Origin of the sequence: Stenotrophomonas maltophilia group sp. RNC7 (assembly GCF_030910085.1) — a bacterium.
Lineage (GTDB): Bacteria > Pseudomonadota > Gammaproteobacteria > Xanthomonadales > Xanthomonadaceae > Stenotrophomonas > Stenotrophomonas sepilia.
Genome location: NZ_JAVFVN010000429.1, coordinates 1 through 14,821, shown reverse-complemented (window position 1 = coordinate 14,821; position 14,821 = coordinate 1). Strand labels below are relative to the sequence as shown.

Here is a 14,821-nt window from a genome sequence, read left to right as displayed (position 1 = left end):
TTTTTTTTTTTTTGTTTTTTTTTGGTGTGTTGGGTGTTTGTGGGGTGTGGTGTGTTTTGTGTTGTTTTTTTTTTTTGGTTTTGTGTGTTTTTGTTGTGGGGGGGGGGGGGGGGGGGGGGGGGGGTGGGGGGGGGGGGGGCCCGGGGCGGGGCGGCCGGGGGGCCCCCACCACCCCGCGGCGGGCCGGCCCCGGCCGCTACCGGTACGGCCTCAATGCCCGCCGTCGAGCGCCTTCAGCTCGCTCACCAGCGAGGCCGCCGCTTCGGCGCCGTCGCCATAGAGCATGCGGGTGTTGTCGGCGTAGAACAGCGCATTCTCGATGCCGGCAAAACCGGTGCCCTTGCCGCGCTTGATCACCACCACGTTGCGCGCGTTGACCACGTCCAGCACCGGCATGCCGTAGATCGGGCTGGCCGGGTCGGTCCGCGCCACCGGATTGACCACGTCGTTGGCACCGATCACCAGCACCACGTCGGTATTGGCGAATTCGGGGTTGATGTCGTCCATGTCGGCGATCAGGTCGTAGGGCACGCCGGCCTCGGCCAGCAGCACGTTCATGTGCCCGGGCATGCGCCCGGCCACCGGGTGGATCGCGAACTTCACTTTCACGCCACGCTGGCCCAGCCGCTGCGCCAGTTCCCAGATCTTGTGCTGGGCCTGCGCCACCGCCATGCCGTAGCCGGGCACGATCACCACGCGCTCGGCAAAGGCCATCATCGCCGCGACGTCCGACGCTTCGATGGGCTTCTGCGCGCCGGTGATCGCCTGTGCCTCGCCTCCGGCACCGCCGCCGAAGTTGGAGAAAAGCACGTTGCGGATCGGCCGGTTCATTGCCTTGGCCATCAACCGGGTCAGCAGGATGCCGGCCGCGCCGACCATCATGCCGGCGATGATCAGCGCCTCATTGCCCAGCACATAACCTTCGAAGGACACCGCCAGGCCGGTGAATGCGTTGTACAGCGAGATCACCACCGGCATGTCGGCGCCACCGATCGGCAGCGTCATCAGCACGCCCAGCGCCAGTGCCAGCACGAAGAAGGCGACGATTGCCGAGGTGTTGAGCGTGCTCGCGGCGATGATCGCCAGCACCACCACCGCCAGTGCCACCAGCAGGTTCATCACCTGCTGGCCGGGCCAGGTCACGCGCTTGTCCAGGCGCCCATCCAGCTTGGCCCAGGCGATCACCGAGCCGGACAGCGACACCGCACCGATCGCCGCGCCGACCACCGCCAGCAGCAGCACCATGCCCGACGGCTGCCGTGCGGCCAGGTCGGCCAGCGCCTGCTCGCTCCAATGGCGGGTATCGCGGTTGGCAAGGAAGGCATAGCGCAGCAGTTCCACCGCACCGATCGCCGCCGCCGAGCCACCGCCCATGCCGTTGTACAACGCCACCATCTGCGGCATGTCGGTGATGGCCACCTTGCCGGCCGACCACCAGGCCAGGCCCGCGCCCAGCAGCAGTGCGACCAGGATCAGCGGCACGTTGTGCAGTTCAGGCAGGAAGAAGGTCGCCACCGTGGCCAGCAGCATGCCCAGCCCGGCCCAGCGGATGCCGCTGCGCGCGGTCAGCGGCGAAGCCATGCGCTGCAGACCCAGCAGGAACAGCGTGGCGGCGACGAGGTAGCTGGCCTTGACCAGCCAGTCGAGCAGTTCGACGGTGCTGATGTTCAAGCCTGTGGCTCCTTCGGTTCGTCCCTGCCGCCCTTGGGCGCGCTCGGCTTGAACATCTCCAGCATGCGCGCGGTGACCACGTAGCCACCGGCGGCATTGCCGGCACCGAGCACCACGGCAAGGAAGCCCAGCGCCTTTTCCAGCGGCGTCTGCGCGTGCCCCAGCACCACCATCGCGCCGATCAGCACGATGCCGTGGATGAAGTTGGAACCCGACATCAGCGGGGTATGCAGGATCACCGGCACCCGCGAAATGATCACGTGGCCGGCGATGGCCGCCAGCATGAAGATGTACAGCGCTACGAACCCGTCACTCACTGGCAACGCTCCCGCTCTGTCTTCGTCGGCCCATCATAACCACGGGCTGAACCCGGCGCGCACCCGGCGTCAACCGCGGCGACGCTCACGCGTTGTCGATGGTGAGCCCGAGCGAGGAACCGTACCCTGTGCTGGTGAGCAGCCCCGTCCCCCCGAGCGCCGACACCGATGCCCTGCCGGCATCGCTGGAGGCGTTCCTGGCCAGCGTCGGCCCGCGCGCGTTCCGTTTCGCCGAGGCCGGCCTGCGCCAGCGCGAAGACGCCATGGACGCGGTGCAGGACGCGCTGATGCGCATGCTGGACTACGCCGACAAGCCGGCGGCCGAATGGGCGCCCCTGTTCTGGAGCATCCTGCGCCGCCGCGTGATCGACCTGCAGCGCCGGCGCCGTTTCCGCCTGCCGTTCTGGCGCGACAACCAGGACGCCGACGGAGTCGGGATCGACTGGGCCGACCCCGGCCCGGACCCGGCGCAGGCGCACGAACAGCGCCAGCAGTACCAGCAACTGGTGCAGGCGCTGCGTACCCTGCCCGCACGCCAGCGCGAGGCCTTCACCCTGCGCGTGCTGCAGGACCTGGACGGGGCCACCACCGCCCGCGCCATGGGCTGCAGCGAAGGCGCGGTAAAAACCCATCTGGCACGCGCCCGGCAGGCGCTGCAGGACTACCTGGAGACCCACCCGTGAACCGCTCCCTGCCTTCCGATGACACCCTGCGCGACCTGCACGCGCAGTCGCTGCAGGCGCTGTCGCCGGCCACGCTGGCACGGCTGCGCCTGGCGCGCCACGGCGCCAGCGCGGCCCGTCACGGGCGCTGGCGCTGGTGGCTGGCCAGCGCCTGCTCTCTGGTGGTGGCGCTGGGGATCGGCCTGCAGTTCAGCGGCCACAGCCCCCTGTCGCCCGCCGTGCCGGCACCGGTGCTGGCCTCGGTGGAAGACAACAGCGCCCTGTACGACGAAAATCCCGATCTGTACCTGTGGCTGGGCGATACCGACCTGGCGATGGAGTGAACCATGTCCCGACTGCATACCCTGCCGCTGCTGTTGACCCTGTTGCTGCTGCCGGTCTTCCCGGTACTGGCGCAGAGCGCAGCGCCCGCGCCTGCTGCACGCCCTGCGCCGGGCGCCACGCTGCCTGCGTGGGAGCAGCTGAGCGAATCCCAGCGTGAGTCCCTGCTGGCGCCGCTGCGCGACCGCTGGAACAGCGCCGATGCCGGCCAGCGCCAGCGCATGCTCTCGCATGGCCAGCGCTGGCAATCGATGAGCCCGGAGGAACGCGACAAGGCCCGCCGCGGCCTGCGCCGCTTCGAGCACATGAGCCCGGAACAGCGTGAGCAGGCCCGGGCCCTGTTCGGTCAGATGCGGGATCTGCCGCCCGCGCAGCGCGACGCACTGCGCGAGCGCTGGTCACAAATGACGCCGGAGCAGCGCAAGGACTGGGTGCGGGAGAACCCGCCGCCGGCGAAGCCGCGGTAAAGGCAACGTTCAACCCTTTGTGGAGCCGAGCCCACGCTCTGCTGCTCCATCGCGCCTGCGCAAGCCGAGCATGGGCTCGGCTCTACAGGAGCCACATGAGGTTCACGCCTGCCAGCGTGTCTTCGCCAGCAGTTCGTCGTCCCAGTCGAACGCCAGCTGGCCCTCGCGCACGAACAGCGCGACGAAGTTCAGCAGATTGCGTGCATACATTTCGCTGGCCTGGGTCGCGCCGCGGCTGGCCAGGCCCAGCGGACCGTCGATGGTCACGCCCTGGTGTTCGATGCACTGCCCCGGCAGGGTCAGTGCACAGTTGCCGCCGCTTTCCGCTGCCAGATCAACAATGACGCTGCCGGTGGCCATGCCTTCCACCATCGCAGCGGTCACGATGGTCGGCGCCGGGCGGCCGGGTACCGCAGCCGTGCAGATCACCACGTCCACACTGCGCAGGTGGTCGGCCAGCCGACGCTGCTGCTCGGCGCGCTCGTCATCGGTCAGCGCCCGCGCATAGCCTCCCTCGCCCGCCGCGCTGACCCCGAGGTCGAGGAAGCGTGCACCCAGTGACTGGATCTGCTCGCGGGTTTCCGGGCGCACGTCGAAGCCTTCCACCTGTGCACCGAGGCGGCGCGCAGTGGCGATGGCCTGCAGGCCCGCCACGCCGGCACCGATCACCAGCACCTTGGCCGGCCGCACGGTGCCGGCCGCAGTGGTCAGCATCGGGAAGAAGCGCGGCGCGCGTTCGGCGGCGATCAGCGCCGCCTTGTAGCCGGCCATGCCGGCCTGCGAACTGAGTACATCCATCGCCTGCGCACGGGTGGTGCGCGGCAGCTGCTGCAGCGGGAACAGCTGCAGGCGACCATCGGCCGCCAGCGCGGCCAGCGCCGGATCGCTGGTCGGGGCCAGCAGGCCGACCACGCTGGCGCCGGGCTTGAGCTGTTCCAGCACCGCCGCAGGCGGGGCCTGCACGCACAGCAGGATATCGATCTCGGCCCAGCGGCCCGCGTCGAAGACGCGTGCACCGGCATCGTCATAGGCGGCGTCGGTGAAACCAGCGGCCAAACCCGCGCCCGCCTCATACCAGACGGCAATGCCCAAGGCCCCGAGCCTGCGCGCGGTCTCCGGCGTCAGTGCCACGCGCCGTTCGCCCGGCGCGGTCTCCTTCATACCCAGCAACGCCACGGCCATGCAGGTCCCCGCTGATCGGTGAGTTTCCCGATCCTAGCAGGCAGCCCCCGCTCAGTGCAGCGTGGCGCTGCCGGGGTCGAGGCGATCGATCACGCCCTGCATGGCGCTGTCGAAGGCGCCATCATCAACGTGGGCACGCAGGCGGCCCAGCCGCATCATCACCGCCAGCTCTTCCGGCGAGGCCACGCAGAAGCGCACGCCGCGACGGTTGACGAACAGCAGGCGCGAGGAAATCGGGCTGACCCAGGACAGCTTGCCCGCCTGCACCTTGCCATCCTTGTCGACGAAGTCCAGCCAGTTGCCGATTTCCATGCGGCGGAAGCGGTCGGCATCGGCGTTGTCGAAATCGTCGGCATCAATCTGTCCGCCAAGCTCAACCGCCGGCGATTCAGCCACTGGCGGCGCCGGCAAGGCAACCTGCGGCAGCTCCGGCAGCGCACGCTGCAGTTCCGGCCGCGATTCGGCGATGCCCTGCAGGGTGTCATGCAGGGCATCAATCGCGGCGGTGGCCGCATCGCCGTGCACGCCGACGCTGGCAAACACCTTGGCCAGCACCGGCTGCCAGGCCTGCAGCCACGGCTTGCCGACGATCTGGCGGCGGGCCTCGGCCACTTCCTCAAGCAGGCCATCGCCAAGGCTCAATGCCTCGGCCACCGACGCGCCTTCTTCTCCCTCGCGCAGCAGCGCCAGGGTCAGATGATGCTGCCACGGCTGGCGCAGGAACTCGGCAATGGCCGGCGGCAGCGTGGCGTCACCGATGCGGCGGTCCAGTTCCGCACCGGCCCGGCTGCGGGCCATTTCCAGCTTTTCCTGGCCGCGCTGCGTTTCTGCGGCACGGCGCTCGGCGATTTCCACGCGGCGACGATGCTGCACCAGGAACTCGCGGAATTCCTCTTCCAGGGTCAGGAAGATCGCCAGGTTCTCGTTGAACTCGGCCACCAGGCGCTCGATGATCTCTTCGACCTTGGCCATCAGCATGCGCTCGGCCTGGCTCTCGCCGGTGTTGCCCTCGCAGGCCTCGGCCAGCGAGTTGAGCAGCTTGCGCGCCGGGTGGGTCTTCTGCACGAACATGCGGCGGTCGAGCATGGCGACCTTGACGAAAGGCACCACCAGGCGGCCGATCAGTTCGCGCGAGCGGCCTTCCAGTTCACGCTCGTCCAGCATCACGTCGAACAGCATGCCGACCAGGTCGATGGCGTCCTCATCCTGCGGGTCCAGCCGGGTCTGGCCCGGATCGACGCCAAGCTGGGTGGCGCTGGACAGCACTTCGCTCTTCAGGCGCTGCGCCAGCGATTCGCCGTCCTCGCCGATGGCCGCGCGCAGGGTGGCGCTGGGCGTGGCCTGCAGCAGCGACAGCACCGACATCATTTCGCGCTGGCTGAGCGGGCGCTGCTGGCCAACCGCCACCTGTGCCGCAGACGTGGCGTCCTCACGCACGTGGCGGGTCTGCTGCAGCAGTTCGTGCAGCGCTTCCAGCAGCATGCCCTGCTGGCCAGCGTAGGCCTCGCCGGTGGCGCCGTCATCGCCGCCCAGGTGCTGCTGCATATGCCCGCGGCGCTCGGACCAGCGGGCGGCGAAGCGCTGCGCCCAGGCCGGTGCAGCCTGCTCGTCATCGCTGAACCCCGGATCGACGCCCGCGCCGTGGCGATGCTCGACCAGGTCATCCAGCATGCCGGCCATGCGCGGATCCGGTGCCGGCGGTTGTGGGCGCTGCGGAGCCCCCATCTGCGACATCACGCCGGCTGCGGCCAGCTGCTCGTCCAGCTTCTCGTAGATGCGACCGACCGGTGCACGCAGGTCGCGCTCGCACAGCTTGATCAGCACCAGATGCACTTCCGGGGCCAGTTCACAGCCGGCAAAGGCTTCGTGGATGGCCACGCCCAGGTGTTCGGGGCTGATCGGATTGTGGTCGGCGTCCAGTTCCGCGCCACCGATCAACCGGCCCAGGCGGCGATCCAGCCGCGCCAGCACCGGCTTGAAGTCACGCAGCAACACAGTGGCGAAATTGCGCACCGCCAACCGGGATTCCAGCACATGCTCGGCCAGCAGGCTGAGCCCATCCTCGGCCGGCCCGGACAGGGTCGCCTCGGCTGACAGCGGCTCACCAGCCTCCAATGCGGCCCAGGCCTGCTGCAGGTGGCCTGCGAAAGCAGCCGCGATGTCCTCACGGCGCCGGCGCAGTTCGCGCATCGCGTCCAGGAACAGCAACTGCGACGAGCCGGCATTGCCGGCGCGGTCGAACAGGGCATCGTCGAAACGCGCCAGTGCCGCCCCGAAGGCCTGGCACAGCGCGGGCAGGACCATGTCCCGGGCACGCTGGAGCTGGGCCGGGTCACGGCCCGGCGATCCCATCGGTGTGGGCACGCTCATCATTCGGGAAGGCTCCCCACCTTCTCTGGTACGACAGACAGCATGGACATCGCGGCTTCCGGCACACCCCATGTACCGGAACGTCGATGGTAGGCCGGCCAGCCCGTCACGGACAGTGAAACAGTCCTCACTTCAAACCTCATGACCGGCGGCCCGGCAAGACAGATATCGTAAGCCGTGCAAGGCCCACGAGGCGAGGGGAAGCGGCTGTCCGTTTCCCGCCAGTGGCATGATGTTCATCACAGTTTGGTATTCAAGGGCCGGACGCGACACAAACGGCGTCATTGACCACCCCGACTATAATCAAACGCCCGTGATGACCGGTTCAGCCTCCATGCCCGACCCTGCCGCCCTGCTCGCCCTGGATGCCCGCCGCTCGGTGCCCTCGCGGCAACTGGGCGAGCCCGGGCCGGACCCGGCCACCCTGCAGCGGATGCTGGCCTCGGCGGTGCGCGTGCCCGACCACGGCAAGCGTGTGCCGTTCCGCTTCCTGAAAATCGCAGGCGATGCACGTCACACTCTGGGCGAGTTCCTGGCTGAACGCAGCCGCCAGCGCGACCCACATGCGGGCGAGGCCGTGTTCGAGAAGGACCGCCAGCGTTTCAGCCACGCACCGCTGGTGATCGTGGTGGTGGCCAGCCCGCGGCCGGACCCGAAGGTGCCCGAACAGGAACAGCTGATGACCGCCGGCTGCGTCTGTTTCGCCCTGCTGCAGGCCGCGCAGGCGCTGGGTTTCGGCGCGCAGTGGCTGACCGCCTGGATGGCCTTCGATCCGGCCGTGCAGGCCCACCTGGGCCTGGTCGACGGCGAACGCATCGCCGGCTTCATCCACATCGGTACGCCCAAGGCCGACGTACCCGAACGCGAGCGCCCCGACCCGGCGGCCCTGCTGCGCGACTGGACGCCCCCAGCATGACCCCGCCGGCCGCCCCGCCGTCGCTGTACCTGGTTGATGCCAGCATCTACGTGTTCCGTGCCTGGCATTCACTGCCAGACCAGTTCCAGGACGCACAGGGCTGGCCCACCAATGCGGTGCACGGCTTCGCCCGCTTCCTGCTGGACCTGCTCGAGCGCGAGCGCCCGCGGCACATCGCCATCGCCTTCGACGAAGCGCTCGACAGCGGTTTCCGCCATCGGCTGTATCCGGCCTACAAGGCCAACCGCGAGCCGGCACCGGAGGCGCTCAAACGCCAGTTCGTGCACTGCAAGGCGCTGTGCGCGGCGCTGGGCCTTGCGGTCCTGGCCCACCACGACTACGAGGCCGACGACCTGATCGGCAGTGCCCTGCACGTCCACCGCAGCAGCCATCGCGGCGTGATCATCTCCGCCGACAAGGACCTGTCGCAGCTGCTGGTCGACCATGACGAGCAGTGGGACTACGCCCGCAACCAGCGCTGGGACGTGGCCGGGGTGAAGGCGCGGCACGGCGTGCACGCCCACCAGATCGCCGACTACCTGGCGCTGTGTGGCGATGCGGTGGACAACATTCCCGGTATCAGTGGCGTCGGCAGCAAATCGGCCGCCGTGCTGCTGGCCCATTTCGGCAGCATGGATGCGCTGTTCGAACGACTGGACGAAGTGCCGTTCCTGCGCCTGCGTGGCGCTGCACAGATGGCAGTGCGGCTGCGCGAGCAGCGCGAGCACGCCCAGCTCTGGCGCCAGCTGACCACCATCGCGCTGGACGCGCCGTTGGAGGGCAGCCAGCCCGGACTGCTGCGCCAATCGGCCGATCCAGAGCTGCTCGGTGGCCTGTGCCAGACCCTGCGCTTCGGCCCGATGACCCGCCGCCGGCTGTTCGACGCCGCCGGCGTGGCCGATCCTCTTCCCTCCCACAGCGAGCCCGCATGAGCCAGCGCAATACCGAAGCCCCGCGCGTCGTCTACGAAGGCAAGTACCAGCGCATGCTGGTGCGCGGTACCTGGGAATACAGCGAACGCACCCATGCCGGTGGCCTGGCCGCGATCATCATCGCCGTCACCCCGGAGGACAAGGTGCTGTTCGTCGAACAGTTCCGTGTACCGCTGCAGGCGCCCACCATCGAAATGCCGGCCGGCCTGGTCGGCGACATCCACGCCGGCGAATCGATCGAAGTCTCGGCGGTGCGTGAACTGGAAGAAGAAACAGGTTGGACCGCCGATCACGCCGAAGTGCTGATGATCGGCCCGACGTCTTCCGGCGCCAGCAGCGAGAAGATCGCCTTTGTGCGCGCCACCGGCCTGCGCCGCATCGGCGAAGGGGGCGGTGATGACAGCGAGGACATCACCGTGCACGAGATTCCACGCAATGAGGCTGCAGCGTGGCTGGTGCAGAAGATGGGCGAAGGCTACGAGCTGGACGCCAAGCTCTGGGCCGGGCTGTGGATGATCGAGCACCACCTGGACGGGCGCCCGCGTGGCTGACGCGGACCTGCACAGGCTGCCTGCGTTGCTCGGCGCCGACGACCCGGCGATCTACACGATCCACCGGGCGCAGGGCGTCTCGCCCTACCTCCTGCTGGCCGACCACGCCGGCCAGCAGGTGCCGCGTGCGCTGACCGGGCTCGGCCTGCCCCAGGCCGAGCTGGACCGCCATATCGGCTGGGACATCGGCATCGCCGGCACCACCCGTGCACTGGCCGAACGGCTCGATGCCTGGGCGATCGAACAGACGTACTCGCGGCTGCTGATCGACTGCAACCGCCCACTGGCCTCACCGACGCTGATTCCGGAGGTGAGCGACCACACCGTGGTGCCGGGCAATGCCGGGCTGTCGGCGGCGCAGCGCCAGCAGCGCATCGATGCGATCCACGCGCCGTACCATGCACGCATCGAGACCGAGCTTGATGCGCGCCGTGATGCCGGCCAGCCCACCCTGCTGGTGATGATGCACAGCTTCACCCCCGTGATGAACGGCACGCAGCGGCCCTGGCACGCCGGCGTGCTGTACCACCAGGACACGCGCTTCGCGCATGCCTTGCTGCAGGCACTGCGCGACGAAGGCGATCTGGTGGTGGGTGACAACGAACCGTATTCGGTCAGCAGCACCAGCGACTACGCGGTGCCGGTGCATGGCGAAGGTCGCGGGCTGGTGCACGTGGAACTGGAGATCCGCCAGGACCTCATTGCCGATATGGCAGGGCAGCAGGCGTGGGCCGAGCGGTTGGCGCGGATCTTCAGCGCGCTGCAACCGGAGTTGCTGGCGCGGGGTTGAACGCGCGTGCATCCATGCCGAACCGGTAGTGCCGGCCGCTGGCCGGCACATCCTTCCACGGCAACCCCTTCAATCATGCCTCGTTGGCCGGGCAGACGGTGGCGGCCGATTCGGCCGGTGCCGGGCGCAGGCCCAGCGCGATCACCACGCCGAACAATGAAAACAAGGCGGCACCGTATTCGGCGCGCACCAGCCCGGCCAGTGCACTCGGCGAACCGGCTGTACCGGCATCGGCATTGGCCACCATCACCAGCACCGCCAGGCCCAGCGCGCCACCGATCTGCTGCGCGGTCGCCGCCATGCCAGATGCAACACCCTGCTGTGCGGACGGCACGCCCTGCCCGGCCACGATCCACATCGAGGTCCAGGTCATGCCCTGGCCGATGCTCAGCACTACCACGCCCGGCAGCAGCGGCCAGAAGTTCGCGCCGTGCGGCAGCGTCGCGGCCACCCAGGCGATACCGATGGCGCCGGCCAGCTGCCCGACCACCAGCACCTTGCGCGCGCTCCAGCGCTGCAGCGTCCACTCGGCCAGCTGGATGCCGACCGTGCACACCGCGGTGGCGGGCAGGAAGGCCATGCCGGCCTGCAGCGGGCTCCAGCCGTAGCCGTCCTGGAAGTACAGCGCCATGAAGTAGTACTGCACCCCATAGCTGCTCATGAAGGCGAAGGTCAGGCCCAGTGCCGCGCGCAGTCCGGGCAGCCGCAGCAACGCGAACTGCATCAGCGGATCGCGGCTGCGCTGTTCGATCTGCACGAACGCCACCAGCAGCAGCACCGACAGCAGCAGGCAGCCCAGCGTGGCCGGCGCAGTCCAGCCCCACTCCGGCCCTTGCACGAGGGTAGTGACCAGCAGGCTGCCGCCGGCAGTGACGGTGATGCAGCCGGCCAGATCGAACGAGCGGCCCTGCGCACGCGGGCCATCGGCCGGCAACCACGCACCCGCAGCCACCGCGCAGGTGGTGGCCAGCGGCACGATCACCGCCAGCACCGCCGGCCAGCCGAACGCCTGGGTCAGCACGCCACCGAGCAGCGTGCCCAGCGCCAGGCCCACCGCGCTGGCCATGCTCCAGATCGCAAGTGCACGGTTGCGCACCGGACCTTCCGCATACAACGTGTTGATCAGCGCCAGCGTGGCCGGGAACAGCAATGCCGCGCCGATGCCCTGCGCCGCACGCGCGATGATCAGCAGGGTGGCGTTCGGCGCCAGCGCGCCGAGCAGCGATGCCAGTGCGAACAGCAGCATGCCCAGCCGGTAGAAACGACGGCGGCCGATCAGGTCGGCGGCACGCCCGCCCAGCAGCAGGCTGCCGCCAAAGGCCACGGTGTAGGCACTGACCACCCATTGCAGCTGCTGTGCGTTGATCTCCAGCGCGCGCCCCATGTCATGCAGGGCGACGAAGATGATGGTGGCGTCCAGGGCGATGATCAGCTGGGCGGTGGCCAGCAGGGCCAGCGCCCAGCGCGGGTACTTGAGGGGAGGCATCGACGGTCCGGTGCTGTGGGGGAGCGCAGTCTCATTGATGCAGAGCTATCAATAAACCCCTTTCCGGCCATATCTGTCATGATTTTCAGCATGAATGGAACCTCGATGGACCTCAATGCCGTCCGCATGCTGGTGCAGGTGGCCGAAGCACGCAGTTTCACCGTCGCCGCCGGGCAGCTGGGCCTGAGCCAGTCAGGCCTGTCGCGCGCGATCAGTCGGCTGGAGGCCACGCTGGGGGTGAAGCTGCTGCAGCGAAACACCCGCAACGTGGCACTGACCCCGGATGGTCGCCAGTTCGTCGATCAGGTCGCGCCCCTGCTGTGCGGTCTCGAGGATGCCGAACGCCAGTTGGCCGACCGTCCGTGCACGCCCTCGGGCACCCTGAAGATCAGTGCGCCCTCGATGTTCGGGCGCAAGGTGCTGGTACCGCTGCTGGGGCCGATGCTGCAGCAGCACCCGCAACTGCAGGTGGAAGCCGTGCTCAACGACCGTCTGGTCGATCTGGTCGAGGAAGGTTTCGATGCCGCGCTGCGCACCGGCGTCATCGCCGACCAGCGCATCGTCGCGCGGGCACTGCGGCCGCTGCGCTGGGTGACGGTGGCCAGCCCGGACTACCTCGACCGCTGTGGCGCGCCCGACGATGTGGCCGCCTTGCGGGATCATGCCTGCCTGGCGGTGCGCAACCTGCGCAGTGGCCGGCTGGTGGACTGGCAGTTCCTGCAGGACGGCCAGCTTCACGACTTCACGCCACCGACGCGGATGGTGTTCGACAGCGGCGATCCGCTGGTGGAAGCGGCGATCGCCGGCATCGGCATCGTGCAGGTGATGGATTTCGCGGTGGCCGACGCCTTGGCCGACGGCCGCCTGCTGCGCGTGCTGCAGCCGTTTGAAGGCCGCAGCCGCGCGCTGTCACTGATCTACCCACCGTCGCGCCAGCATTCGCCGAAGCTGCAGGTACTGGCCGACGCATTGCTGGCTGGGGACTGGTAGCGCCCGCCGCTGGCCGGCGCCTGCGCAAATCCAGACGTTTCACGTGTGGACTGCGGTAGATCCACGCCATGCGTGGAGGGGGTTGGCAGCGTCGGGCCATGCCCGGCGCCAACGGTGCGGCGTTGCCGGCCAGCGGCCGGCACTACCGATCAGGCGAAGCTATCGGTGGCGCGCACCAGCGCATCCACGTTCTCGGCCTCGAACGCCGAGTGGCCCGAGGCCGGGGTGATTTCCAGCTTCGCCTTCGGCCACACCTGGGTCAGGTCCCAGGCGTTGGCCAGCGGGCAGACCACGTCGTAGCGGCCGTGCACGATCACGCCCGGGATGTCGGCGATGCGGTGCGCGTCGCGCAGCAGCTGGTCTTCCACCTCGAAGAAACCGCCGTTGACGAAGTAGTGGTTCTCGATGCGGGCAAACGCCAGCGCGAAATGCGGGTCTTCGTGGCTGTTGATGAAGTCATCGTCCACGTGCAGGAAGCTGGTCGCCCCTTCCCATACCGCCCACGCCTTGGCCGCTTCAAGGCGGGTGGTTTCGTCGTCGCTGGTCAGGCGGCGGTGGAAGGCCGAGATCAGGTCATGACGCTCCACCAGCGGAATCGGCTTGAGGTAGTGCTCCCACGCATCCGGGAACAGGCGGTTGGCGCCTTCCTGGTAGAACCACTCCAGCTCCCAGCGACGCAGCATGAAGATGCCGCGCAGGACCAGTTCGGTCACGCGCTGCGGGTGGGTTTCGGCATAGGCCAGGGCCAGGGTCGAGCCCCAGCTGCCACCGAACACCTGCCAGCGATCGACCTTCAGGTGCTCGCGCAGCTTCTCGATATCGGCGACGAGGTCCCAGGTGGTGTTGTCCACCAGATCCGCGTGCGGGGTGGAACGGCCAGCACCGCGCTGGTCGAACAGGATGATGCGGTACTTGGATGGGTCGTGGAACTGGCGCATCTTGTCGCTGCAGCCGCCACCCGGGCCACCGTGCAGCATCACCACCGGCTTGCCTTCCGGGTTGCCGCACTGTTCGAAGTACAGCGTGTGGCGGTCGTCGACCTTCAGGGTGCCGACGTCGTAGGGGGTGATGGCGGGGTACAGCGTACGCATGCTTGCAGCTCCAGGGTGATGCCCTGCCGGGGCAGGAGAACCTCCATTCTAGGCCGGACGCCGGCCCAGGGTGATGCGGTCGCGCTGCTCCAGGTCCTGCACGGTCTGCACCTCGGCAAATCCCGTCGCCTCGAACAGTGCCCGGATCGCGGCGCCCTGGTCCCAACCGTGCTCGATCAGCAACCAACCGCCGGGCCGCAGGTGGGCCTGGCCACCCTCGACGATGCGGCGGATGTCATCCAGGCCGTCCATGCCCGAGGCCAGCGCGGTAGACGGTTCGAAGCGCAGGTCGCCCTGTTCCAGATGCGGGTCATCGCTGGCGATGTAGGGTGGATTGCTGGCAATCAGGTCGAAGCGTGCCCCCCGTAGCGGCGCATACCAGTCGTGCCCGCCCTCGGCGAAACGCACGTTGCGCAGTTCATGGCGGGCGGCATTGCGCGCGGCCACGGCCAACGCGCCCGGGCTGGCATCGGTGGCCAGCACCTGTGCCCGGGGCCGTTCGCTGGCCAGTGCCAGTGCGATCGCACCGCTGCCGGTACCGAGGTCGGCCAGCTGCAACGCCTGGTCCGGCGGCAGTCGCTCCAGCGCCAACTCGACCAGCAGCTCGGTTTCCGGGCGCGGGATCAGCGTGGCCGGGTCGACCTCCAGGTCCAGCGTCCAGAAACCGCGGCGCCCGGTCAGGTAGGCAACCGGCTCACCGGCCACACGGCGGGCCAGCAAGGCTTCGAAGGCGGCCTGGTCATTGGCGGCCAGCGGATCGGTGGCATGGGCGAACAGCCAGCTGCGCGGGCGGTCCAGTACATGCAGCAGCAGAAGTTCGGCTTCGTGGCGGGCGTCGACACCGCCCAAGCGGGCACTGGCGTCGGCTACGACCTGACGCAGAGTGGGTTCGGGTTGGAAAGACATGTCTCAATTGTAGAGCCGAGGCGCGGCGCGGCGGGGGGGGGGACACCCCCGCCACCGCGCGGCGCGTACACAACACCCCCCCCCCAGGCGCGCCCCCACAAAAAAACAAGGAAACCGTCACGTTTTGCCCCCGAGATCGGGCGAGCCG

The 14,821-nt window shown here is 68.8% G+C and carries 15 protein-coding genes; 8 read left to right on the top strand and 7 right to left on the bottom strand.

The genetic code is table 11. The features are described 5' to 3' along the window. Positions 1-210: 210 nt before the first annotated feature. Positions 211-1,671, bottom strand: a complete 1,461-nt coding sequence (locus RCF13_RS07365) for an NAD(P)(+) transhydrogenase (Re/Si-specific) subunit beta (protein ID WP_134969499.1) — start codon at positions 1,669-1,671, stop codon at positions 211-213. Beyond that, the gene (locus tag RCF13_RS07360) at positions 1,668-1,988 is read right to left on the bottom strand and encodes an NAD(P) transhydrogenase subunit alpha (protein ID WP_005415382.1); all 321 of its coding nucleotides are present in this window, start codon (positions 1,986-1,988) and stop codon (positions 1,668-1,670) included. Before RCF13_RS07360 ends, RCF13_RS07365 begins: the two co-directional genes overlap by 4 nt. Positions 1,989-2,086: 98 nt before the next feature. Here RCF13_RS07360 and RCF13_RS07355 point away from each other — a divergent pair, with 98 nt between their 5' ends. Genes RCF13_RS07355 through RCF13_RS07345 form a run of 3 tightly spaced genes read left to right on the top strand, consistent with a single transcriptional unit; the run spans position 2,087 to position 3,459 of the window. Next, positions 2,087-2,671 (top strand): RNA polymerase sigma factor, encoded by a 585-nt coding sequence (locus RCF13_RS07355; protein ID WP_082783364.1) that lies wholly within the window; start codon positions 2,087-2,089, stop codon positions 2,669-2,671. After that, on the top strand, positions 2,668-2,994 hold the full coding sequence (locus RCF13_RS07350) for a hypothetical protein (protein ID WP_111201058.1): 327 nt from the start codon (positions 2,668-2,670) through the stop codon (positions 2,992-2,994). The genes RCF13_RS07355 and RCF13_RS07350 overlap by 4 nt, the downstream gene beginning before the upstream one ends. Before the next feature lie 3 nt (positions 2,995-2,997). After that, the gene (locus tag RCF13_RS07345; RefSeq protein WP_061480123.1) at positions 2,998-3,459 is read left to right on the top strand and encodes a DUF3106 domain-containing protein; all 462 of its coding nucleotides are present in this window, start codon (positions 2,998-3,000) and stop codon (positions 3,457-3,459) included. A gap of 102 nt (positions 3,460-3,561) precedes the next feature. On the opposite strand, the gene RCF13_RS07340 is transcribed toward RCF13_RS07345, so the two are convergent. Continuing rightward, positions 3,562-4,641 (bottom strand): NAD(P) transhydrogenase subunit alpha, encoded by a 1,080-nt coding sequence (locus tag RCF13_RS07340; RefSeq protein ID WP_231352559.1) that lies wholly within the window; start codon positions 4,639-4,641, stop codon positions 3,562-3,564. A 51-nt stretch (positions 4,642-4,692) separates the two neighbouring features. Next, complete coding sequence (locus RCF13_RS07335; protein WP_032953949.1) at positions 4,693-7,014, bottom strand: DUF1631 domain-containing protein; 2,322 nt, start codon at positions 7,012-7,014, stop codon at positions 4,693-4,695. A gap of 331 nt (positions 7,015-7,345) precedes the next feature. Between RCF13_RS07335 and RCF13_RS07330 the strand changes: the two genes are divergently transcribed. From RCF13_RS07330 to RCF13_RS07315, 4 genes are read left to right on the top strand one after another with little or no spacing between them, the layout of a single operon-like run. Continuing rightward, on the top strand, positions 7,346-7,927 hold the full coding sequence (locus RCF13_RS07330) for a nitroreductase (protein WP_061480136.1): 582 nt from the start codon (positions 7,346-7,348) through the stop codon (positions 7,925-7,927). Continuing rightward, on the top strand, positions 7,924-8,859 hold the full coding sequence (locus RCF13_RS07325; protein ID WP_134969297.1) for a 5'-3' exonuclease H3TH domain-containing protein: 936 nt from the start codon (positions 7,924-7,926) through the stop codon (positions 8,857-8,859). Before RCF13_RS07330 ends, RCF13_RS07325 begins: the two co-directional genes overlap by 4 nt. After that, positions 8,856-9,410, top strand: a complete 555-nt coding sequence (locus tag RCF13_RS07320; protein WP_061480126.1) for an NUDIX hydrolase — start codon at positions 8,856-8,858, stop codon at positions 9,408-9,410. The genes RCF13_RS07325 and RCF13_RS07320 overlap by 4 nt, the downstream gene beginning before the upstream one ends. After that, the gene (locus tag RCF13_RS07315) at positions 9,403-10,200 is read left to right on the top strand and encodes an N-formylglutamate amidohydrolase (RefSeq protein ID WP_134969298.1); all 798 of its coding nucleotides are present in this window, start codon (positions 9,403-9,405) and stop codon (positions 10,198-10,200) included. Before RCF13_RS07320 ends, RCF13_RS07315 begins: the two co-directional genes overlap by 8 nt. 73 nt (positions 10,201-10,273) lie before the next feature. On the opposite strand, the gene RCF13_RS07310 is transcribed toward RCF13_RS07315, so the two are convergent. Beyond that, complete coding sequence (locus RCF13_RS07310; RefSeq protein ID WP_231352557.1) at positions 10,274-11,686, bottom strand: MFS transporter; 1,413 nt, start codon at positions 11,684-11,686, stop codon at positions 10,274-10,276. 105 nt (positions 11,687-11,791) lie between these two features. Between RCF13_RS07310 and RCF13_RS07305 the strand changes: the two genes are divergently transcribed. Continuing rightward, on the top strand, positions 11,792-12,676 hold the full coding sequence (locus RCF13_RS07305) for a LysR family transcriptional regulator (protein ID WP_134969135.1): 885 nt from the start codon (positions 11,792-11,794) through the stop codon (positions 12,674-12,676). Between the two features lie 149 nt (positions 12,677-12,825). On the opposite strand, the gene pip is transcribed toward RCF13_RS07305, so the two are convergent. After that, on the bottom strand, positions 12,826-13,767 hold the full coding sequence (gene pip / locus RCF13_RS07300; protein WP_134969133.1) for a prolyl aminopeptidase: 942 nt from the start codon (positions 13,765-13,767) through the stop codon (positions 12,826-12,828). A 48-nt stretch (positions 13,768-13,815) separates the two neighbouring features. Further along, positions 13,816-14,673 carry a peptide chain release factor N(5)-glutamine methyltransferase gene (prmC, locus tag RCF13_RS07295; RefSeq protein WP_061480130.1) on the bottom strand — a complete coding sequence of 286 codons (858 nt, stop codon included), beginning with the start codon at positions 14,671-14,673 and terminating at the stop codon, positions 13,816-13,818. Between the last annotated feature and the right edge of the window lie 148 nt (positions 14,674-14,821).